A 23081-nucleotide genomic window follows, 5' to 3' on the forward strand; every position below is an offset into this window, starting at 1 on the left:
GTGAAAAAATGAGAGAAGAGTTATTAAGTGTTGGAATTGATATTGGAACAAGTACTACTCAATTGATTTTTTCTAAATTGATAGTAGAAAACACTGCATCTAGTTTTTCAGTACCTAGAATAAGTATTGTAGATAAACAAATAATTTACAAAAGTGAAGTTTACTTTACTCCTCTTATTTCAAACAATGAAATTAATGGAGAAAAGATAAAAGAGATTGTTGAATTTGAATATAAAAAAGCAAATATAAACAAAAAAGATATACATACTGGAGCAGTTATAATAACTGGTGAAACAGCTAGAAAAGAAAATGCTAATGATGTATTGCATACCTTAAGTGGATTTGCAGGAGATTTTGTAGTTGCAACAGCAGGACCAGACCTTGAAAGCATAATATCAGGAAAAGGTGCAGGAGCACATATATATTCAAAAGAACATTCAACAACTGTTGTAAATGTAGATGTAGGCGGTGGAACTAGCAATATAGCATCATTTAAAAGAGGTGAAGTAATTGATACTGGATGCCTTGATATAGGTGGAAGACTTATAAAAGTGGATAAAAGTAGTAAAAAAATTACTTATATATCGCCTAAGATAGAAAAAATTATAAATGATAAAAATTTAAATCTTCAAATAGGAACTATAGCTACTATTAAAAATACAAAGCCAATAATAGACATGATGGTTGATTTGCTTATACAAAGTATTGGACTTAAGGAAAAGGGTAACTTGTTTGATTTTATAGTAACTAATAAGTCTATAAAATTAAATGATGAAATAAAAAATGTTTCATTCTCAGGTGGAGTAGCGGATTATGTTTACTTTGATGGAGTAATAGATGACTATTTTAAATATGGAGATTTAGGTGTTTTACTAGGTCAAGCTATTAAAAATTGTGAGGCACTTAAAAGAGTAAATGTAATTAAGTCATTAGAAACGATAAGAGCTACTGTAGTAGGTGCAGGGTCTCACACTACAGAAGTAAGTGGAAGTACTATAACCTATACACATGAAGCTTTTCCTATTAAGAATTTACCAGTTTTAAAGCTATCATTAGATGAAGAAGCTGGAAGTTCATTACAAATAAGTGAGGCTATAAAAAATAAACTTAGTTGGTTTAAATTAGAAAATGATCTTCAAAAAGTTGCGATTGCTATACAAGGTAAGCCAAATCCTACTTTTTTAGATATACAAGAATATGCTAGTGGTTTTGTAAATGGAATGAAAGAACTTATAGAAAATGAATTACCATTTATAGTAATAGTTGAAAGTGATATGGCAAAAGTTTTAGGACAAGCCATATATGCACTACTAAATTATGAAAAAGATATTGTTTGTATAGACAGTATTAAAGTTGAAAATGGTGATTACATTGACATTGGAAAACCAATAGCTGAAGGAAAAGTTTTACCAGTGGTAATAAAAACATTAGTTTTTAATTAATAGAGGAGGTAAGTAAATGATTTTAAAAACAAAATTATTTGGACGTACTTATCAGTTTAAAGGATTATATGATGTAATGGCCAAAGCTAATGAAGAAAAATCAGGAGATAAATTAGCAGGTGTTGCTGCTGAATCTGCTGAAGAAAGAGTTGCAGCTAAAGTTGTTTTAGCTGAGATAAAATTAGAAGATATAAGAAATAACCCAGCTGTTCCTTACGAAATAGATGAGGTAACTAGAATAATACAAGATGATGTTAATGAAAAGATATATGAAGAAATAAAAGACTTTACAGTGTCAGAATTTAGAGAGTGGATATTAGATAGCAATACTACTACTGCTGATTTATCAAGAATATCAAGAGGTTTAACTTCTGAAATGATAGCAGCAGTTACTAAGCTAATGTCAAATATGGATTTAGTATATGCAGCTAAAAAAATAGTAGTAAAAGCTCATTGTAATACAACAATAGGAGAGCCAGGAACTTTATCTGCAAGACTTCAACCAAATCATCCAACAGATGACCCAGACGGAATACTTGCATCATTACTTGAAGGATTAACTTATGGTATAGGTGATGCTGTACTTGGACTTAATCCAGTTGATGATTCAGTTGAGAGTGTAAATAAAGTACTTAAAAGATTTGATGAGGTTAAACGTAAATTTGATATACCAACTCAAATATGTGTACTTGCACACGTTACAACTCAAATGGAAGCAGTAAAACAAGGTGCTCCAACAGACCTTATATTCCAATCTATAGCGGGTTCTGAAAAAGGAAATGAAGCTTTTGGATTTAATGCACAAACAATAGAAGATGCTAGACAATTAATGTTAAAGCAAGGAACTTGTACAGGACCAAATGTAATGTACTTTGAAACAGGACAAGGTTCAGAATTGTCTTCAGAAGCTCATCATGGAATAGACCAGGTTACTATGGAAGCTAGATGTTATGGATTTGCAAAGAGATTTAGCCCATTTTTAGTTAACACAGTTGTAGGATTTATAGGACCTGAATACTTATATGATGCAAAGCAAGTTACAAGAGCTGGACTTGAAGATCACTTTATGGGTAAATTAAGCGGATTACCAATGGGTGTTGATGCTTGTTATACAAACCATATGAAAGCAGATCAAAATGATATAGAAAATTTAGCAGTATTATTAACAGCAGCAGGATGTACATACTTTATGGGAATACCTCATGGAGATGATGTAATGCTTAACTACCAAACAACTGGATATCATGAAACAGCAGCTTTAAGAGAAATGTTTGGTTTAACTGCAATAAAAGAGTTTGATGAGTGGATGGAAAAGATGGAATTCAGTAAAAATGGTAAGTTAACTGAAAAAGCTGGAGATGCATCTATATTATTAGGATAGGAGATCTGATTTATGAATGAGAAAGATTTAAAAGCATTAGTTGAACAATTAGTTGGTCAAATGGTTGGCCAAGTTGATACAGATTCTATAAAAGAGGTTGCAACTAAAGTTAGTGAAAGTATAGTTGATAACAGTGCTTGTATAGACGATATAACAGAAATAGATATAAAGAAGCAATTATTAGTTGAAAATCCAGCTGATAAAGAAGCTTATTTAGATATGAAAGCTAAGACTCCAGCAAGATTAGGAACTGGAAGATGCGGAGCAAGATATAAAACTATAACTGCGCTAAGAGTAAGAGCTGACCATGCAGCAGCACAAGATTCTGTATTTTCTTATGTGAGTGAAGACTTCATAAAAGAAAATAATTTGTTTGCAGTAGAAACACTATGTAGTGATAAAGATGAATATTTAACAAGACCAGATCTTGGTAGAAAATTCTCTAGAGAAACAATGCAAACTATAAAATCTAAATTTGGTACTAACCAAAAGGTATTACTTATGATAGGAGATGGATTAAGTTCAGCTGCTATAGAAGCTAACTTAAAAGATTGCGTTCCATCTATAAAACAAGGTTTAAAGATGTATGGAATAGAAGCTGGAGAGTTGTTATTTGTTAAACATTGTAGAGTAGGAGCTATGGATCATATAGGTGAAGAATTAGACTGCGATGTTGTATGTATGTTAGTTGGAGAGAGACCAGGTCTTGTTACTGCTGAGTCTATGTCAGCATATATTGCATACAAACCAAAGTTAGGAATAGCAGAAGCTAAGAGAACAGTTATATCAAATATCCACAAAGGTGGAACAACTGCTGTTGAAGCAGGGGCTCATATAGCTGAACTTATAAAAACTATGTTAGATAAAAAAGCTTCAGGAATAGACCTTAAATAATTAAGTGGAGAGTGTAAATTATGAAAAATGATGTAATTCGTCCTAATATACTAGGAGTTAAAATAATTTCAAATATAAGTCCAGAAATGGCACAAAAGTTAGAATTGCAACCACATCAAAAAAGTTTAGGATTAATAACTGCGGATTGTGATGATGTAACTTATACTGCACTAGATGAAGCAACAAAAGCATCTGAAGTTGATGTTGTGTATGCAAAATCTATGTATGCAGGAGCAGCTAATGCTTCAACTAAGCTTGCAGGAGAAGTTTTAGGTATAATAGCAGGACCAAGTCCAGCTGAAGTAAGAAGTGGATTAAATGCAGTAATGGATTTTATGGAATATGGTTCAACATTTATAAGTGCTAATGATGATGATTCAATAGCATATTATGCACATTGTGTATCAAGAACAGGAACATACCTTTCTAAAGTAGCAGGAATAAAAGAAGGTGAAGCACTAGCTTATTTAGTAGCACCACCACTTGAAGCAATGTATGCACTAGATGCAGCTCTTAAAGCAGCGGATGTATCTATGTGTGAATTATTTGCACCTCCAACTGAAACAAACTTCGGTGGAGCATTACTTACAGGTTCTCAGTCAGCTTGCAAAGCAGCATGTGATGCTTTTGCAGAAGCAGTAAAAGCTGTTGCAGATAACCCAACAGGATTCTAGGATAAATAAATGATTAATGCATTAGGTTTAGTAGAAGTAATAGGTTATGTTGCTGCGATAGAAGCGTGTGATGTTTGTTTAAAGTCTGCTAACGTACACTTAGTTGGTATTGACAAGGTTGGAAGTGGGATTGTGACAGTAAGTGTAACAGGTGATGTTGGAGCAGTTAAGTCAGCAGTAGAAAGTGCCCAAGCATCTGTATCTAGAATTGGAAGCCTAAGATCAACTCATGTTATACCACGATTACATCAAGATGTAGTTGAGGCTTTATTTAAAAAAGAGGAAAATAAAGAAAATTTTAGTGAAGAAGATACTACTCAAATTAAAATAAATGAAGCAATTTTACTTAAAGAGGATCTTGAAAAAGAAATTCAGAGTGAAGTTTTAAATAACGAATTAGAAAATATAAATGAAAATAAAACAAATGAAAATAACACAAATGAAGATAAAGATGATTTATCTAAAATGAGTGTTAAAGAACTTAAAACCTTAATTAAAAAATTAGATAATTCAATTACTCATAAGAATTTAAATTCTTTAAGAAAAGAAGATTTAATAGATATGGTTGAAAAGTTTAACAGAGAGGATAAATAATTATGACACTTCTAGATAAAGATTTAGTATCTATACAAGAAGTTAGAACTCTTGTTAGAAAAGCAAAAGATGCCCAAAAGATATTAGCTAATATGAACCAAGAACAAATAGATAAAATTGTTAAGGCGATAGCTGATGCAGGGTATGAAAATGCAACTAAGTTAGCAAAAATGGCTAATACAGAAACAGGATTTGGAAAATGGGAAGATAAAATAGTAAAAAATACTTTTGCATCTAAAGTAGTTTATGAAACTTTAAAGGATACAAAAACTGTTGGAATAATTTGTGAAGATAAAGAAAATAAAACTGTTGACATAGCTACACCAGTTGGAGTTGTTGCAGGAATTATTCCTTCAACAAACCCAACATCAACAGTTATATATAAGACTATGATATCTATAAAGTCAGGAAATGCAATAGTTTTTTCACCACATCCAAACGCAAAAGAATGTATACTTGAAACTGTTAAGTTAATATGTGAAGCTGCAGTAAATGCAGGCTGTCCAAGTGATGCTATAGCATGTATTACTGTACCAAGTTTACAAGGAACTAATGAATTAATGAAGCATAAAGATACTAACTTAATATTAGCAACTGGTGGAGAAGCAATGGTTAAAGCAGCTTATTCATCAGGAACACCAGCAATAGGTGTTGGACCAGGAAATGGACCAGCTTTTATAGATAAAAGTGCAGATATCAAATTAGCAGTTAAAAGAATATTAGATTCTAAAACTTTTGATAATGGTACTATATGTGCATCAGAACAATCAATAATAGTAGAAAAGTCTATGGAAGAAATTGTTGTAGATGAACTTAAAAGTCAAAATGCTTATTTCTTAAATGAAGAAGAAAGTAAAACTTTATCTAAGTTTATAATGAGAGCAAATGGAAGTATGAATCCACAAATAGTTGGTAAAAGTGTTCAAACAATATGTGAACTAGCTAAGTTAAGTAATGTACCTAAAAATAGCAGAGTTTTAATAGCTAGAGAAAATAAAGTTGGGCATAATGTAGCTTATTCTAGAGAAAAGCTTACACCAATTCTTGCGTTTTATATAGAAGAAAATGTAGAAGCGGTAATGAGTAGAAGTAAAGAGATATTGTTAAATGAAGGTGCAGGACATACTTTCTCAATGCATGCAAATGATGAATCACTAGTAAAGAAATTTGCACTTAATATGCCAGTATCTAGAATACTTGTAAATACTCCGTCAGCACTTGGTGGAATAGGTGGTTCAACTAATTTAATACCAGCTTTAACATTAGGTTGTGGAGCAATTGGTGGAAGTTCAACTTCAAATAATATAGGACCACTAGATCTTATAAATATAAAAAAGATTGCATATGGAGTTAAAGAAATAGAACAACTTAGGGGAAATGAGCCTAAGATTGAAGCGTCAATGTTTGAATCAATGGATAAAGAAGAATTAATAAACTTATTAGTAAAAAAAATAGTACAAGAATTAAATTAATAAAGTATACAAGTTATAGTGAAGAATTAAATAATATTAATATAAAATTTTGGAGGTAATTGTTATGGCAAACGCAAACGCATTAGGAATGATAGAGACTAAAGGATTAGTAGGAGCAATAGAAGCAGCAGATGCAATGGTTAAGGCTGCAAATGTTCAACTAGTAGGAAAAGAGCAAGTAGGTGGAGGATTAGTAACAGTAATGGTAAGAGGAGATGTTGGAGCTGTTAAAGCTGCTACAGATGCAGGAGCTGCCGCTGCTGAAAGAGTTGGAGAATTAGTATCAGTTCACGTTATACCAAGACCACACTTTGAAGTAGATGCTATATTACCAAAAGTATCTGCTGAGTAATTAAAAAAATAATATATAATTTTATTTCATTAAATCATATAAAAATAAAAATTTCTAAATGATAGTGAAGTTAATTTTGATAAAAATGTGCTACCAAATACGGTAGCACATTTTATCCATCTGATAGGAGATGTGATAAATGGGTGTTTTAACAGAAAATGAGATAAGAAGAGTAATAGGTAAAAATAGAGATGAAAAAATGACTGAATTTTGCATTCAAAGAGGACAAATAATAACTCCTTCAGCAAAATCTTACTTGTCAGAAAAAAACATTGTTTTAAAATATGTAGATGATATTTTAAATGAAAATAATGATACTGTAAAGGAAGTTATAAAAGAAGTTATAAAAGAAAAAACATACAAATATACTACAGTATTTGGGGCTAATTTAGACGAAAAACCAGAACATATGACACATTTAAAAGGAAATTTATTAGTATTTAAAGATCATAAACGAATAGTACTAAGAGGTAAAATAGATTCTTTAGAATCTGAAATTTTAAAATCTCAAATATTATGTCAAAAAAATGATATGCCTAAGCTAGTAAAAGACCTACAAGAAATATTAGATTTTGTAAGAAATATAATGAGATGTGAAGTATTAGAAAAAGACTTAGATGACTTTACTCTTTTAGGAATGACTCCTAAAGAATTAAGAGAAAAGTCTCATAATCCTAAAAAATACTTTGGAATAGATCATGAATTCCCAACATATGAAATGGGAGAAGTTGCAATTTGTATAAATAGCATAAGAAGTAATACTAGAGAAGTTGAAATTGCAGCGTATGAAGCATTTAAAGGGGAATATGGACAGGTCGAAAGAGAAGATTTAATAAGAGCATTAAATAGATTATCATCAGTGTTCTGGATTATGATTTATAAAGTAAGAACGGGCAAATACAAGTAATTGGAGGACATTTATGCAAAATCTATTAAATGAAGTGGTAGAAGAAGTAGTAAAGAGAGTTAAAAGAGAAGCGTTTATAGAAGTAGAAGCATCAGGAAGACATGTGCATTTAAGCGAAAAAGAAGTAGAAAGTTTATTTGGAAAAGGTTATACTCTTACAAAGTTAAGAGATTTATCTCAACCAGGACAATATGCTTGTAAAGAAAGAGTAACAATATCTGGGCCTAAAGGAAGTATAAAAAATGTTATAGTTTTGGGACCTTGTAGAAAAGAAACGCAAGTAGAAGTATCCTTAACTGATAGTTCATCATTAGGATTAAAGGCTCCTATAAAGCAAAGTGGAGATTTAAATGAAACATTAGGAATAAAAATTTCTACAGAACATGGAGAAGTAATTTTAGATAAAGGTCTTATGATTGCAAAAAGGCATATCCATATAACACCACAAGATGCAACTAAATTTGATGTATGTGATAATGAAATAGTTCAAGTTAAAGTATTTGGATGCAGACCTCTTATATTTGATGATGTAGTTGTTAGAGTAAATGAAAACTTTAAAACTAATATGCATATAGACTATGATGAAGCTAATGCTTGTGGATACACTAAAGAGAGTATCGCGAAAATAATTAAAAAATAACCTCTAGGGAGGAAAAATTGTGAACTATGATAATGTTGTAAATCTTATAGTAGAAGAGATATACAAAAAATTAAATAATAATGAAGTTCCTAACAAACCTAAAGCTGTTTTACTATGGGAAGATAATAAAGCTAAATTTGATATGTTAAATAATGAATTTGATATAATGAATTTTGATAAAAATGTAAAAAGTTGTGAAATACTTATTGTATCTAAGCTTTGTATGAGAGGTCTTTGTAATTTGGCACTTGGAAATTCTACATCAGATGAAGAAAGATTTATATTGAAAATGCTTATGAAAGGCAAAAAAGTTTATATCTTAGATGAAGGAATAGAATACAAAAGATATAAAGAAACTGCACCTAAAGCTTTATACAATAAATACTTAGCTTATGAAGATGAACTTAAAAAGTTTGGGATAGAAATTATAAAAGATTTAAATTGCATAACTAGTAAAAAAAATAATTTTATTCAAAATGAAGAAATAAAAAAAGATGATTGCAAAACAGAAATCTTTAAGATAGATGACGAATTTAGTTTAGATTTAAAAAATAAAAAACTAATATCTGAATCTGATTTGAGAAAGCCTCAAATGAATGGAGTTAAAAGTATTATAGTTAGCAAAAGAAGTATAATAACTCCATTAGCTACAGATTTCATAAGAATACATCACTTGAAATTAAAAAGAATATAGTGGAGATAATTTTATGGAAATAGGAAAAGTAGTAGGAAATGTATGGGCAACAAGAAAAGATGAAAAACTAAATGGACAAACATTTTTAATTGTAAAGCTTCTAGCAACTAAAGATACCTACAAAGATGGTTTTTTAGTTGCAGCAGATAATGCAGGTGCAGGTAATGGTGACTTAGTCCTTATAAGCAAAGGATCTGCAGCAAGAGAGTCATTAGAAAATAAAAATACTCCAGTAGATGCAACAATTGTTGGAATAGTTGATTCACTTGAGGTTTGCGATGAGTAAGAGTATAGGAGCTATAGAGTTTAAAAGTATAGCAAAAGGAATAGAAATATCTAATGATATGGTAAAAAAGTCTTTTGTTGAGATTTTATATTTAAAAAGCATATGTCCAGGGAAATTTTTAATAATAGTAGCTGGAGATACATCTCAAGTAAAAGAGTGTATAAACTATGGGGTAGACAGCGGTATTGAATATATAGTTGATAACTTTATAATAAATTCTGTACACGAAGATATAGTAAATGGATTTAAACATAAGTATAAACCAATAGATAACATAACATCCATTGGAGTAATGGAAAGCACTAAAGTATGTGCTGGGATAAAATCACTAGATAAAGCTTTAAAATCTAGTGATGTAGTTCTCATAAAGCTACAATTATCTTTTGCAATAGGAGGTAAACTAGTATACATAGTAGCTGGAGAGTTAAGTAGCGTAGAAGTAGGTATAAATGAAGGTGAAAGTATACTAAATCCTAAAGAAATAGTAAATATATCAATAATACCGTCAGTAGATAAGCAAATAATTAAAAAATTAATATAATAGTGGAGGTAACTATGACTATAAATGAAATTATAATTTGTGTAATGGCAGTATTTATGGCAGTTGGAGCTATAGATAAATGCCTAGGAAATAAATTTGGATTAGGTGAACAGTTCGAAGAAGGTATAATGGCTATGGGATCATTGGCAGTTGCTATGGTTGGAGTTATATGCTTAGCACCGGTTTTAGCAGATGTATTAAGACCAGTAGTAGTACCAGTATTTGATATGTTAGGAGCAGACCCTGCTATGTTTGCAGGAAGCTTACTTGCTAATGATATGGGTGGAGCACCACTTGCAATGGAACTTGCAAAAGACCCTCAAGCTGGTCTATTTGGTGGACTAATAGTAGGAGCTATGATGGGACCTACTGTAGTATTTATAATACCAGTAGCCCTTGGAATAATAGAAAAAGAAGATCAAAAATTCTTAGCAACAGGAATACTTGCAGGTATAATAACTATCCCAGTAGGAGCATTTGTAGGAGGATTAGTAGCAGGGTTCCCAGTTATGATGATTATTAAAAACTTAGTACCTATAATAATATTTGCAGTTGTAATAGCACTAGGTTTAATGAAATTTGAAAATACAATGATAAAAGGATTTACATACTTTGGAAAAGGTGTAGTTATAGTTATAACTCTAGGACTTGCAGCTGCAATAATTGAAGCATTAACAGGCGTAGTTGTAATACCAGGTATGAAACCAATAGATGAAGGAATAGCAATAGTTGGAGATATAGCAATAGTATTAGCTGGAGCATTCCCACTAGTATTTGTTATAACTAAAGTGTTTAACAAACCTTTAATGGCTTTAGGAAAATTACTTGGAATGAATGATATATCAGCAGCAGGATTAGTTGCAAGCTTAGCTAACTGTATACCTATGTTTGGTATGATGAAAGATATGGATGATAGAGGTAAAATAATAAATGTAGCATTTTCTGTATCAGCAGCATTTGTATTTGGAGATCATTTAGGATTTACAGCAGGATTTAATCCAGAGATGATGACTCCAATGATAGTTGCAAAATTAGTTGGAGGAATAAGTGCAGTAGCATTAGCTATGGTTATTGCAAATAAGACATTAAAAAAGGAGAATGCTTAAAATGGATATAAAAAATATAGATAAAGAACTTCTAGAAGTATTAGTAAGACAAATACTAGAAGAAAAAATAAATGGAGTTAAAGATAGTGTGGATTTCGTAAGAAATAAAGATATAAGTGGAGTAACATCTGTAAAACTACCTACTGTAAAAGTTGATGAATCAAATAGATTAGATACAGGAAATCCTGATGATGTAGTTTATACTAAGGACTTATTCTCACTAGATGAAAGTAAAAGATTAGGTTGCGGAATAATGGAAATGAAAGAAACAACTTTTGATTGGACACTAGACTACGATGAAATAGATTATGTAATAGAAGGAACATTAGATATAATAATCGATGGAAGAAAAGTATCTGCATCTGCGGGTGAATTAATACTTATACCAAAAGGAAGTAAGATACAATTCTCAGTTAAGGACTATTCTAGATTTATATATGTAACATACCCAGCTGATTGGTCATCTCAAAATTAAATATAATAAGATAAGGACTATAGCATTTTTTAGCTATAGTCTTTATTTATAAATATATGTAATAGAAAAAATCTATATATGAAGTTAGAATTATACAAAATAACTATAGTTGGATATTGAAGTAGACATAATAATTTTTAGCAAATTATGATACAATATGTAAGAAATGATAAAATGAAATATTATGGAGGACATAATGCATATAAAAAATAATAAAAAAATATCTATAATAGTAGCTATGTTAATGATAGGAAGTACATTTGTAGGATGTGCAAAAGACAAAAAGGAATCAGCAACTACATCAGAGCCTAAAAAAAATGAACAATCGGTAAAATTAAGCACTAAAGATGATTATACATACGAAAGTAATGATTATTTTACAAGTATAAGTTGGTTAGAAAAAAATATTGAAAAAAATAAAAATTTAGTAATAATAGATGCGAGAAGTGAAGAAGATTATAAAAAAGGTCACATACCAGGATCTATAAATGTAGCATGGCAAAGCCTAGCACAAATGGAAGGTAAAGCTGGAGACAAAAATTGGGGTACGTTATTAGAAAAAGATGCTTTATCTAAAGCACTATCAGAAATCGGAATAACTAAAGATAGCCAAGTATTAGTTTATGCAACTAAAGGTGCTTGGGGAGAAGACGGAAGAATAGTTTGGTGTCTACAAAGAGCAGGAGTAGATGCAAGAATGTTAAACGGCGGATTTGATTTATGGAAATCAGAAAATAAAGAAGTAAGCAAAGATATTTCTAAAAATGAAGTAAGTGACTTTAAAGTTGAAAAAATAACTAACCATAATAATATAACTACAGATGAACTTAAAAAAGAAATTAAAGATGTGAAATTAATAGATACTAGAGAAGAAGACGAATATAAAGGTGCTACTAACTTTGGTGAAGCAAGAGGAGGACATCTACCTAACGCTATAAATATAACATTTAATAAGCTTTATAATGAAGATGGAACTATAAAATCAAATGAAGAAATAGAAAAGGTAATGAAAGAAAACAAAATAGAAAAAACTGATAAAATAGTTACATACTGTACAGCAGGAATAAGATCTGCTCATATGGGACTAGCTCTTAAAAATGCAGGATATGAAAACGTTAGAAATTATGACGCATCATACTACGAATGGGCAGCAGACAAGAATAATGAAATAGTTAAGTAATTTTAGGAGTGATTAAAATAAAAGATAAAACAAAAAAAATACTAATAAAGATAGGTGTGGTACTAGTTATTTTAAGTACATACTTATTTGTGCCACAAGTCAAACAAAATATAAATCAAATGGTATTTTATTTAAGTATGCTTAACTTAGATGCAATAAAAGAATACATACTTTCTTTTGGAGCTTGGGCTCCAATAATATCATTTTTATTAATGTTACTTCAATCAGTAGTAGCACCACTTCCTGCATTTTTGATTACATTTGCAAATGCAGCTTTATTTGGATGGGTATACGGAGCTATCTTATCGTGGGTTAGTGCTATGGCAGGTGCGGCATTATGTTTTTATATTGCTAGATTTTTAGGAAGAGAAACAGTAGAAAAACTTACTAGTAAATACGCACTAGATAGTGTAAATGTATTCTTTGAAAAATACGGAAAACATACTATATTAATAGCTAGGTTACTACCATTTATGTCATTTGACTTAGTAAGTTATGCGGCTGGATTTACCTCTATGAGTTTTATATCGTTTTTTGTAGCAACAGGATTAGGACAACTTCCAGCTACAATTATATATTCATATGTAGGAGATATGCTAACTGGATCTGCTAAGTTTGTTATGATGGGAATTATGATACTATTTGCTTTAAGCGTATTAGCCTTTATGTTAAAAAAGATGTACAATGAAAAAAATAATAATTCTATAGATGTTAAATTAAAGTAATTATAAATGTGGATTGGCTTATGTCAATCCATATTTGTTAGTTGGAGGAAATTAAATGGGTAAATCGTCTTTTAAGTTTCATCAAATAAATAGTAGTAAAAAAATATTCAATAAAAGTTTTATAAAAGAAAGTAGTGAAATAATTTTTATGCCAGGGTGTAGTTTAAGTGGGTATAATGAAGAATTGATTTTAAACATATATGACTATTTACGAAAACACATAAAAAATATAGGTATAACTTTCTCTTGTTGTTATAGACCAAGCCTTATGATAAATGATGATAATTCTTTTAATAAATATTATAAAAAATTAAATGAAACTTTAACAAGTAACAATATAAAAGAAATTATAACAGCATGCCCTAATTGTTATAAAACAGTCAAAGCGAATAGTAAAAATGTCAAAGTTACATTTTTATTAGATGTAATAAAAGAAAAAGGATTAGATGAATTTTTATTAAATCACTATAAAGATTTAGATATAAAATTTGCTATACAAGATTCATGTGCTATAAGAGGTGAAAATTCGATATATGAAAGTTCAAGGTATATATTAGATAGTCTTGGTATTGACTATGTAGAATTTGAAAAAAATAGAAAAAATTCGAATTGTTGTGGTGCAATATTTGTAGATGATACAAAAAAAATCGGTCAAATAAATAGAAGGTGTTCACAAACTAATGAAAAACATGTAATATGTTACTGTGAAACGTGTACAAAATCAATGATACAAGGAAATAAACAATCTATTCATATATTAGATTTAATTTTTAATAAAGAAGTCATAAATAAAAATTACTTTAGTCAAAAAAATCAATCTGCTATGCAGTCGTGGAAAAATAGATATAAACTAAATAATAGGAGAAAATATGAATAATAAGTTAAAAAAATTGATATTGATACTTTTTGTAGGTATAGTAATACTAATAGGAAGTAAATTTATTAGTAAAAATTTAGATATATACGATTTACAAAAATATATAAGTTCGTTTGGAATTTTAGCACCTATAATATATATAACAATGTTTTCTATAGTACCCTTAACATTCTTCCCCGATTCAATACTAGCTATAGCATCAGGGCTTGTATTTGGGTTTTACAAAGGGTATATATACACAACTATAGGAGCTTTAATAGGTGGTAGTATTGCATTTTTTATAGCTAGATATTTAGGACACAATTTAGTTAAAAAAATTTCTAATGACAAGCTATCTAAAATAGAAAGACTAATAGACAACAATGGCTTTTATATAATATTTTTATTAAGGTTAATACCACTTTTCCCATTTGATGTGATAAGTTATGGTGCAGGTCTTACAAGCGTTAAATATAAACATTTCATAGGAGCTACTTTACTTGGAACTATACCAGGTATAGCAGTGTTTACAAACATAGGAGCAAAATCAGTAAATATAAGTACAACAGGATTTTATGCATCAATAGCAAGTCTTATATTGCTTTTTATAATATCTATAATACTTAAAAATAAATTCTTAAATAAAAAATTAAAAGAAATTGACTAAAAAGAAAGGAACAAATATGTTAGATACACATGCAAGAAAATATGTTAGCCCATTTATAGAAAGTGGAGCAAACTTTTTTATAAAATTAAAACTTAGTGCTAATGATGTAACAACATTAGCTTTAATACTTGGAATAATATCATCTATATTTTTGTATTTTGATAAAAATGTACTTGCAGTAGTTATATTATGGACATCAGGATATTTAGATGCAGTAGATGGAGCTATAGCAAGAAAAACAAGCACTTCTTCAAGTTTTGGAACTGTACTTGATATAACATTTGATAGAGTTGTTGAGATAGGTATAATACTTGTTATAGGACTTAAATTTGCAGATACTAGATTAAGCTTAATAGTGTTATTAGCATCGATTTTGTTATCTATGGTAATATTTTTAACTGTGGGTGCAGTTAGTGAGAAAAATGGTGTAAAGTCATTTTATTATCAAGCTGGAATGGCTGAAAGAAGCGAAGGTTTTATAATGTTTTCACTTATTATGTTAAGCCAAAATTATGTTAATATTATAATAAATATATTTTCAATTATAATACTTATAACAGCATTTCAAAGAATATATGAAGCTAAAAAAATTTTAAAGTAAATACAACTAATACTATATTGTAAAAAGTTTGAGTTTAATCGTATTTTGATATATAATATTTTAGTAAACTTAATGAGACAGTTCGTAAGCCTCCTGTCTAAAAATAAAACTACGGTGAAAAACATTTATACAATGTTGTAATTGTTGTTCAAAAAACCGTAGATATAGGCTACGGTTTTATTTTTTTGTATAAATACAATTTTTCCTAGTCATATAGGCTCAAAAATAATTAATATTAGGAGAAAAAAATATGAAAAGTAACACAAAGAAAATAGTAAAACTAGGATTAGTTTCAGCGATGTATGCAGCACTTACTATAGCATTAGGGGCTATAAGCTATGGTCCTATACAATTTAGGATAGCTGAGGTTATGACTCTACTTCCTTTAATAGGAAAGGAATATATAATAGCTTTAACTATAGGATGCTTCTTGTCTAATATAGTAGGAGGATTTGGATTACCTGATATAATATTTGGTACGTTAGCTACGTTTATAAGTGTATACTTAGTATATTTAACTGGCAAGACTATGAAGGGTAAACGTGGGTATATATTAATCGCGTCATTGTGGCCAACCATAGTAAATGCTATAATAATAGGTGGGGTTGTATTGCACTTATTTATGGGACTACCATTAATTCTTTCTGTATTACAGGTAGGATTTGGTCAATTTGTGGTAATAACTATAATAGGTGTTCCTTTATTTAAATTTTTCAACAATAAATATGCAAAATTGCTAAAGGATATATCTTAATATATTTAGCTAATTAGTAAGGAGATAATATGAACGAATTAGAAAAAGCACAAAGTGCTAAAATAATAGGTGTAGGTGATGATGGTATAAAACTATTAGATTCTATAACTGAAAAAATAGAGCATAACATGGATTTAGAGAAAATAAATATAAATCAAGAAGTAGATAAAGATTATGTGAGAAATTTATTAGATGGAGTAGATATATTATTTTTAACTTATAACAGTGAAGATAAAAAAGCAATTCAAATAGTAAATGCTATTGGATATATGGCAAAGGAGAGAAGAGTTTTAAATATAGGACTTGATTTAGCAGTAAAAGAAAACAATGATGAAATAAGTTTAAACAGAGAATTTAAAATAAATGATGAAAATTTAGATACTTTGTTGAATATAATAAATATGCTACTTGATTCTATATCTGATTCTTGTATGATAAATATAGATTTAAGTGATCTTAAAGAAACTTTATGCACAGAACAAGGTATAAAATATTCATACTGTGAATTTGATAAAACTATAAAGAATGATGACATAATAAAAGAATTATTAGAAACTACTGTAAAAACGACTAAAGAACTTAGTGGTAAAAAAGAAGTTATACTTGTGGAAATGGATTCAAATTACTGTGAAAATGAATCAGAGATGCTTGTAAGTTTAAATGAATTATTACTAAAGATACAAGATAATAGAGAAGATACTTATGAAGGTATATTCTCATTATATATAAGAGAAAAGAATGAAGGAAAAATAAAAATAGGATTAGTTTATAACTAGTATATGTAAGTCCCTAGAATGATGATATAATATTTCTAGGGGCTTTTATATTGAGGAGAATAAAAAACAATGGATTTTGTTGATATACTTAAGCTAAGCAAACACGAAGTTATAAGCGTAGTTGGAGCAGGAGGAAAAACGTCTCTTATAAATTATATAGCAAATAGATATAGATATAATAAAAAAGTACTAATGACTACAACTACTAAAATTTATATACCAAATAAAGATGTATATGATGATATGTATATAGTAGGTGGAAAAGTTGGGATAACGATACCAAAGACTGTGGGAGTAACAGTAGTGGGCAAATATATAAGAAAAGAAAAAATAGTAGGGGTAAATTTTGAAGATTTAAGAGAACTAATACCTAATTTTGATTTAATTCTCATAGAATCTGATGGTTCGAGAAGAAAAAATCTTAAAGGATGGAATGATAAAGAGCCAGTAGTTTATTATAATAGCACAAAAACTATAGGGGTGTTAGATATAACATCTTATGGTATGTCTATAAATGATAATAATATACATCGCTTAGAAGAGTTAAAAAAAATAACCGATATAAACAATATTAAGATAAATATAAAAAATTTAGTAGATGTAGTTTTAAACGAAAATGGATTGTTTAAAAATTCATATGGAGAAAGAATATTATTTATAAACAAAGTTGAAAATAAAGAAAATGAAGAAATAGCTAAAATTTTAACACATAAAATAAATGAGCATAAACACAATTTAAATATCGTTTATGGAAGTATAAAAGATGATTATTTTAAAATAATTAAAAAGAATGGAAGATAAAAATGATTACAGCTATAATAATGGCATCAGGATTATCTACGAGGATGGGTACGAATAAACTTTTATTAAAGTATAAAAATAAGTTGATTATAGAATATACATTTGAACTTATAAAAGAGTTGAATTTTGAACAAGTAATAGTTGTAAGCAAATATGATGAGATAATGAAATTATCAAAAATCTATAATTTTCAATATGTATATAACGAAAATGCAAACTTAGGTCAAAGTGAGTCTATTAAATTAGGTGTATTACATAGTGAAAATAGCGATGGTTATATTTTTTTCGTAGGAGACCAGCCATTTCTAGAGCTGAAGTACATAAAAGAAATGATTAATACATTCAACAAGGATAAACAATATATAATTATACCAAGGCATAATTATATAAATGGAAATCCAGTGATATTTCCATGGGGGAAAAGAGAAAAATTGTTGAAGTTGAAAAATGATGAAAAAGGTAAAATGATTATAAGTGAAGCTGATAAAATTAAGTATGTGAGTGTTTCAAAAGATATGTTAATTGATATTGATACAAAAGAAGATTATAAAAAATTAGGGGTGCAAAATGAAAAAAATTAAAACTGTAGATAGTATAGGGCATGTATTATGCCATGATATTACACAAATAATACGTGGGGAATTTAAAGGAAGAATTTTTGAAAAAGGACACATAGTAAAAAAAGAAGACATAAAATTGCTTTTATCTTTAGGTAAAGATAATTTATACGTTTGAGAGCAAGAACAAGGAATGATTCATGAAAATGATGCCGCCTTGTTTTTAAAAGATTTAACGGGTGGAGATAACTTAGAGTTTAGTGAAATAAAAGAAGGTAAAATAGATTTTATATCTAAAGTAGATGGCATTTTAAAAATAGATGTAGATGATTTACTAAAATTAAATTTAATTGACGATATAATGTTATCTACACTACACAACAACTTTGTAGTTAAAAAAGGACTTAAAGTTGCAGGGACAAGGGTAATACCTTTATTAATAGATGAAAGTAAATTAAAAGAAGCTAAGGAAGTTATTGGAAATAAAAAGATTATAAACGTTTTGGAGTTTAAAGCTAAAAAAGTTGGAATAGTCACAACTGGAAATGAAATTTATTACAAAAGAATAGCAGACAAATTTGGACCGGTAATAAAAGACAAATTAGAAAAGTTTGGATGCGAAGTTATAGGACAAGCTATTTGTGAAGATAATAAAGAAAGTATAAAAAAGGCTATAAATGATTTTGTAAATCAAGGTGCACAACTTATATGTTGCACAGGTGGAATGAGTGTAGACCCAGATGACGTCACACCAAGTGCTATAAAAGAAACTGGGGCAGCTCTAGTAACATATGGATCACCTATTTTACCTGGTGCTATGTTTTTACTTGCCTATTATGGTGAAGTACCTATAATGGGTATACCAGGATGTGCAATGTATAATGAAATTACTGTATTTGACATTATTTTACCTAGAATATTAATAGATGAAAAATTAACAAAATTAGATATAGCGAAATATGGACATGGAGGGCTTTGCATGAATTGTGATGTATGTACATACCCTGCATGTAACTTTGGAAAGATATAGGGGATAAAAGGTATGTAAATAACTGCATACTTAGTTGACTAAAATAAATATTTGTTATATTATAAATAATGTTGTATAATAGAAAAATTAAATTAGAAGTAAGAAAGGAAAATACACGAATGTTACAAGTTACAAATATTGGTCTTAGATTTGGTGAAAAAGAGTTATTTAAAGATGTTAACTTAAAATTCACTAAAGGTAATTGTTACGGAATAATAGGTGCTAATGGAGCAGGAAAATCAACTTTCCTAAGAATATTAGCTGGAGATATAGAACCAAATACAGGGAATGTTTCTATAACTGATAAAGAAAGAATGTCAGTACTTAGACAGGACCACTTTAAATATGAGGAAGAAACAGTATTAAATGTAGTTATAATGGGTCATGAAAGACTTTCTGCTATAATGAAAGAAAAAGATGCATTATATATGAAAGAAGATTTTTCAGAAGAAGATGGTATAAAAGCTGCTGAACTTGAAGGTGAATTTGCTGAACTTGACGGATGGGATGCAGAAACTAACGCAGAGAGAGTATTAATGGGTCTTGGTATAACTAAAGACTTACACTTTAAGCAAATGAAAGAATTAACTGGTGGGGAAAAGGTTAAAGTTTTACTTGCTAAAACTTTATTTGGTAAGCCTGAAATATTAGTAATGGATGAGCCTACTAACCATTTAGATTTCCAATCAATAAACTGGTTAAATAATTTCATAATGGATTTAGAAGATTCTATCGTTATAATAGTATCACATGATAGACATTTCTTAAATCAAATATGTACAAACATAGTTGATGTTGATTTTGGTAAAATCCAAATGTACGTAGGTAACTACGATTTCTGGTATGAGTCAAGTCAATTAGCATTACAATTAGCTAAAGATCAAAACAAAAAAACTGAAGAAAAAGCAGCTCAACTTAAAGACTTCATAGCAAGATTCAGTTCAAATGCATCTAAAGCTAAACAAGCAACATCAAGAAAGAAACAATTAGAAAAATTAGAATTAGAAGATATACAACCATCAAGAAGAAGATATCCATTTGTTGGATTTACTCCTGAAAGAGAAATTGGTAATGAAGTTTTAGAAGTTGAAGGATTAACTAAGGTTATAGACGGAGTTAAGGTTCTTGACAATGTGTCTTTCAGATTAGATAAAGAAGATAAAGTAGCATTTATGGGTGATGAGATAGCTATAACTGCATTATTTAACATATTAATGGGAGAAGACACACAAGACAGTGGAACTTTCAAATGGGGAGTAACTACTTCTCAGGCTTATCTTCCTAAAAATCATAACAAATACTTTGATGGTATTGAATACTCATTAGTTGATTGGTTAAGACAATACTCTGAAGAAAAAAGTGAAAGCTTTATAAGAGGATTCTTAGGTAGAATGTTATTCTCTGGAGAAGAAGCTTTAAAAGAAGCTCAAGTTTTATCTGGAGGGGAAAAAGTTAGATGTATGTTATCTAAATTAATGCTTGCAAACTCTAACGTATTAATATTAGATGACCCAACAAATCACTTAGACTTAGAAAGTATAACATCTGTAAATAAGGGACTTGAAAGTTTTAGTGGAGTAATGTTATTTAATTCTCATGACCACCAAATCATTCAAACTATTGCAAATAGAATAATTGAAATAACTCCAGCGGGACTTATGGATAGAAAAACTACTTTAGATGAATACTTAGAAAATAAAGATATACAAAAGCAATTAAAAGAAATGTATGGAGATAAAAAGAAATAGTAATTAAAATATCCTCTAAGTAAAAGGAAAGATTAGAAATAAATCTTTTCTTGAACAAGGAGGTATTTTTATAATACAAAGTAATTATAAATTATCTGATTATAGATAATTGTATCTTTGAGTATGATTTCAATAAAATCATCATTTGAAATACTTATAGCAAAATATTTACAGGAGATTTTGTTATACTTTATTTATATTTTTGAAAATAGTAAACTATGTATGATAAGGTACATAAAACATAAAATATAAGAATAAAGTAATACAAACAAATTAAGGAGATTATAATGATGAAAAGGTTGAACTTAGACAATAAAACAATAACTCTTTTGACAGCACTAAGCGTTGTGTACGCTGCTTTAGAAAAGAACGTAGTATTTTTAACACCTATACTTACTATAGGTATAGCTTATAGTTTAATGAAATATAAAGATGATACTAAATATAAACTAAATCAACAAATATTAACTAATTTATTTTTATTTAACTTAGTTACTTTTATGCTTGTGTCTATTGTAAGTAAAAATATGAATCTAATAATATTTGATATAATTATTAACATTTTTGTTGCATTTATTTACTATAAATTAGTTTCTATGCTACAAAAGAAACAAGAAAATGTATATAAAAATCCAGAAATAATATATGAAAAGATTAATAAACGAATTTATGTATTAGAAGCTTTAAGTTCTAAAATGGAAGAAGAAATGGAAAATGCAGAGACTGAAAAAGATAAAAATTCAATTAAAGTAAAAATAGAATCTGTAAATCAAAAAATAGATCAATATAAAGCACAACTAGAGATAATTAAAATAAACATAAATTCAAAAAATAATAATTAAAAATAGAGTCTACTAAGTATTTAAATACTCAGTGGACTCTATTTTTTTATAGTACTTTCTATATTTTAAAAAATAATATTTAAACAAATTTATTATCTGATTTGCTTAAGAGTGTTTATTTCATATTGTTTCTTATTATAGTATCTATAATTATATCTAAGTTTAGATTATTAGTATCCAAATTTTCTAGTTCGATTATGTAATCCTCAAACTCAACTTCTACATAAGTGCAATGTTCATTTTGCTCATTTATATAGTCTACTACGTTATATTTTTGTATTTCATCTTGGAAATATTCTTTTAGTTCATTGTATTCATCTTGGTCTATTTGTACCTCTTTAGATTTACCACATTTGCAGTTAGGGCATGACATATTAAACAACTCCTCGCTATATATACTTATTATATTTTAACTTTACAAATGTAATTTGTAAAGAGCAATATTAAATATTATAACCATTATGATTGATTGAAACTCTGCTAAATTTAATAAATTTAATGCAATAAAAATAAGTTTTCTAAAATGAATTGACTTTATAAAGTATATTGTATACAATGTACTTATGATAATAAAATAAAGGGAGAGATAAATATGATATTTTTAAATAAATTAGCAACAACATTAAAGGGAATAAGCAACTACTTACTAGTAAATGAAAGAATAAACAGTCAAAGATGTTTAGGTAAAGATATAGATACTACAAGAACTATAATAGACAACAAATAAAAAAATTTATAATAAAAAAGACATTATCTAAAACAGATAATGTCTTTTTTACTATAAAATTATAAAGTTATTATTTAGATAATTTTATATAAATAATATTTGTAAAAAGAATTAGGTAAAATGGTTTTTTGTTTGAAAATTAGGAATAGTATTTGTAAACAAATAAAAAAAATATATAAACAACTATTTATGTATACTAAATTGTAAAAGTAGCAAATATAAACTTTCTAAAATTAGTTTGTATTTGCATAGCTTGAAAATACTGGGGTTGAAGTAATAAATAAAAAAACTGAAAAAAACAACAAAAAAAGTATTGAAAAAAAAATAAAAAAAATGTATAATTTAATATTAAAAAATCG

The 23081-nt window shown here is 28.5% G+C and carries 29 protein-coding genes; 28 read left to right on the top strand and 1 reads right to left on the bottom strand.

The window, feature by feature from the left end:
* Window positions 1-8 precede the first annotated feature (8 nt).
* The 27 genes from eutA to QOZ84_RS11045 all read left to right on the top strand — a co-directional run bounded on the left by eutA (window position 9) and on the right by QOZ84_RS11045 (window position 21995).
* Window positions 9-1442, top strand: coding sequence for an ethanolamine ammonia-lyase reactivating factor EutA (eutA, locus tag QOZ84_RS10920; RefSeq protein WP_284133000.1), 1434 nt, complete (start codon window positions 9-11; stop codon window positions 1440-1442).
* 16 nt (window positions 1443-1458) lie between these two features.
* Window positions 1459-2823 (top strand): ethanolamine ammonia-lyase subunit EutB, encoded by a 1365-nt coding sequence (locus tag QOZ84_RS10925; RefSeq protein WP_026901049.1) that lies wholly within the window; start codon window positions 1459-1461, stop codon window positions 2821-2823.
* Window positions 2824-2835: 12 nt separating this feature from the next.
* Entirely contained in the window at window positions 2836-3717 is an 882-nt protein-coding gene (eutC, locus tag QOZ84_RS10930) for an ethanolamine ammonia-lyase subunit EutC (protein WP_284133001.1), read from the top strand.
* 20 nt (window positions 3718-3737) lie between these two features.
* Window positions 3738-4391 (top strand): ethanolamine utilization microcompartment protein EutL, encoded by a 654-nt coding sequence (gene eutL, locus QOZ84_RS10935; protein ID WP_284133002.1) that lies wholly within the window; start codon window positions 3738-3740, stop codon window positions 4389-4391.
* Window positions 4392-4400: 9 nt separating this feature from the next.
* On the top strand, window positions 4401-4985 hold the full coding sequence (locus QOZ84_RS10940; protein ID WP_284133003.1) for a BMC domain-containing protein: 585 nt from the start codon (window positions 4401-4403) through the stop codon (window positions 4983-4985).
* Window positions 4986-4987: 2 nt separating this feature from the next.
* The gene (locus QOZ84_RS10945) at window positions 4988-6457 is read left to right on the top strand and encodes an acetaldehyde dehydrogenase (acetylating) (RefSeq protein ID WP_284133004.1); all 1470 of its coding nucleotides are present in this window, start codon (window positions 4988-4990) and stop codon (window positions 6455-6457) included.
* 64 nt (window positions 6458-6521) lie between these two features.
* Window positions 6522-6809, top strand: a complete 288-nt coding sequence (gene eutM, locus QOZ84_RS10950; RefSeq protein WP_026901054.1) for an ethanolamine utilization microcompartment protein EutM — start codon at window positions 6522-6524, stop codon at window positions 6807-6809.
* Between the two features lie 139 nt (window positions 6810-6948).
* Entirely contained in the window at window positions 6949-7716 is a 768-nt protein-coding gene (locus QOZ84_RS10955; RefSeq protein ID WP_284133005.1) for a cobalamin adenosyltransferase, read from the top strand.
* Between the two features lie 13 nt (window positions 7717-7729).
* A complete protein-coding gene (gene eutD / locus QOZ84_RS10960; RefSeq protein ID WP_284133006.1) occupies window positions 7730-8356 on the top strand; it encodes an ethanolamine utilization phosphate acetyltransferase EutD in 627 nt (208 codons plus the stop codon).
* 19 nt (window positions 8357-8375) lie between these two features.
* Window positions 8376-9050, top strand: coding sequence for a TIGR02536 family ethanolamine utilization protein (locus tag QOZ84_RS10965; RefSeq protein ID WP_284133007.1), 675 nt, complete (start codon window positions 8376-8378; stop codon window positions 9048-9050).
* Between the two features lie 13 nt (window positions 9051-9063).
* Window positions 9064-9336: a EutN/CcmL family microcompartment protein gene (locus tag QOZ84_RS10970; protein ID WP_284133008.1), complete on the top strand. Its 273-nt coding sequence runs from the start codon at window positions 9064-9066 to the stop codon at window positions 9334-9336.
* The gene (locus QOZ84_RS10975; RefSeq protein WP_284133009.1) at window positions 9329-9877 is read left to right on the top strand and encodes a BMC domain-containing protein; all 549 of its coding nucleotides are present in this window, start codon (window positions 9329-9331) and stop codon (window positions 9875-9877) included. The genes QOZ84_RS10970 and QOZ84_RS10975 overlap by 8 nt, the downstream gene beginning before the upstream one ends.
* 14 nt (window positions 9878-9891) lie before the next feature.
* Window positions 9892-10983: an ethanolamine utilization protein EutH gene (gene eutH, locus QOZ84_RS10980; protein WP_284133010.1), complete on the top strand. Its 1092-nt coding sequence runs from the start codon at window positions 9892-9894 to the stop codon at window positions 10981-10983.
* Between the two features lies 1 nt (window position 10984).
* Window positions 10985-11458, top strand: coding sequence for a cupin domain-containing protein (locus tag QOZ84_RS10985; RefSeq protein WP_026901061.1), 474 nt, complete (start codon window positions 10985-10987; stop codon window positions 11456-11458).
* Window positions 11459-11654: 196 nt separating this feature from the next.
* The gene (locus QOZ84_RS10990) at window positions 11655-12638 is read left to right on the top strand and encodes a sulfurtransferase (protein ID WP_284133011.1); all 984 of its coding nucleotides are present in this window, start codon (window positions 11655-11657) and stop codon (window positions 12636-12638) included.
* A gap of 8 nt (window positions 12639-12646) precedes the next feature.
* A complete protein-coding gene (locus QOZ84_RS10995) occupies window positions 12647-13363 on the top strand; it encodes a TVP38/TMEM64 family protein (RefSeq protein ID WP_331496564.1) in 717 nt (238 codons plus the stop codon).
* A 55-nt stretch (window positions 13364-13418) separates the two neighbouring features.
* A complete protein-coding gene (locus QOZ84_RS11000; RefSeq protein ID WP_284133012.1) occupies window positions 13419-14240 on the top strand; it encodes a heterodisulfide reductase-related iron-sulfur binding cluster in 822 nt (273 codons plus the stop codon).
* A complete protein-coding gene (locus QOZ84_RS11005) occupies window positions 14233-14886 on the top strand; it encodes a TVP38/TMEM64 family protein (RefSeq protein WP_284133013.1) in 654 nt (217 codons plus the stop codon). The genes QOZ84_RS11000 and QOZ84_RS11005 overlap by 8 nt, the downstream gene beginning before the upstream one ends.
* A gap of 16 nt (window positions 14887-14902) precedes the next feature.
* Complete coding sequence (locus tag QOZ84_RS11010; RefSeq protein WP_284133014.1) at window positions 14903-15487, top strand: CDP-alcohol phosphatidyltransferase family protein; 585 nt, start codon at window positions 14903-14905, stop codon at window positions 15485-15487.
* 250 nt (window positions 15488-15737) lie between these two features.
* Window positions 15738-16241, top strand: a complete 504-nt coding sequence (locus tag QOZ84_RS11015; RefSeq protein ID WP_284133015.1) for a QueT transporter family protein — start codon at window positions 15738-15740, stop codon at window positions 16239-16241.
* A 29-nt stretch (window positions 16242-16270) separates the two neighbouring features.
* Window positions 16271-17017 carry a cell division protein gene (locus tag QOZ84_RS11020; RefSeq protein WP_284133016.1) on the top strand — a complete coding sequence of 249 codons (747 nt, stop codon included), beginning with the start codon at window positions 16271-16273 and terminating at the stop codon, window positions 17015-17017.
* A 69-nt stretch (window positions 17018-17086) separates the two neighbouring features.
* The gene (gene yqeC / locus QOZ84_RS11025) at window positions 17087-17818 is read left to right on the top strand and encodes a selenium cofactor biosynthesis protein YqeC (RefSeq protein ID WP_284133017.1); all 732 of its coding nucleotides are present in this window, start codon (window positions 17087-17089) and stop codon (window positions 17816-17818) included.
* 2 nt (window positions 17819-17820) lie between these two features.
* Window positions 17821-18399 carry a molybdenum cofactor cytidylyltransferase gene (gene mocA / locus QOZ84_RS11030; RefSeq protein WP_284133018.1) on the top strand — a complete coding sequence of 193 codons (579 nt, stop codon included), beginning with the start codon at window positions 17821-17823 and terminating at the stop codon, window positions 18397-18399.
* Window positions 18386-18553, top strand: a complete 168-nt coding sequence (locus tag QOZ84_RS16595) for a hypothetical protein (protein ID WP_331496565.1) — start codon at window positions 18386-18388, stop codon at window positions 18551-18553. The genes mocA and QOZ84_RS16595 overlap by 14 nt, the downstream gene beginning before the upstream one ends.
* 15 nt (window positions 18554-18568) lie before the next feature.
* Entirely contained in the window at window positions 18569-19405 is an 837-nt protein-coding gene (locus QOZ84_RS11035; RefSeq protein WP_331496566.1) for a molybdopterin-binding protein, read from the top strand.
* Between the two features lie 119 nt (window positions 19406-19524).
* Window positions 19525-21153 (top strand): ABC-F family ATP-binding cassette domain-containing protein, encoded by a 1629-nt coding sequence (locus QOZ84_RS11040; protein WP_284133019.1) that lies wholly within the window; start codon window positions 19525-19527, stop codon window positions 21151-21153.
* 290 nt (window positions 21154-21443) lie between these two features.
* Entirely contained in the window at window positions 21444-21995 is a 552-nt protein-coding gene (locus QOZ84_RS11045) for a hypothetical protein (RefSeq protein WP_284133020.1), read from the top strand.
* Between the two features lie 115 nt (window positions 21996-22110).
* Here QOZ84_RS11045 and QOZ84_RS11050 read toward each other — a convergent pair whose 3' ends face one another.
* Window positions 22111-22368 (bottom strand): hypothetical protein, encoded by a 258-nt coding sequence (locus QOZ84_RS11050; protein WP_284133021.1) that lies wholly within the window; start codon window positions 22366-22368, stop codon window positions 22111-22113.
* A 219-nt stretch (window positions 22369-22587) separates the two neighbouring features.
* Between QOZ84_RS11050 and QOZ84_RS11055 the strand changes: the two genes are divergently transcribed.
* Window positions 22588-22722, top strand: coding sequence for a hypothetical protein (locus tag QOZ84_RS11055; protein ID WP_284133022.1), 135 nt, complete (start codon window positions 22588-22590; stop codon window positions 22720-22722).
* The last annotated feature ends 359 nt before the right edge of the window (window positions 22723-23081 follow it).

It is taken from the genome of Romboutsia sedimentorum (assembly GCF_030131845.1).
GTDB lineage: Bacteria > Bacillota > Clostridia > Peptostreptococcales > Peptostreptococcaceae > Romboutsia_D > Romboutsia_D sedimentorum.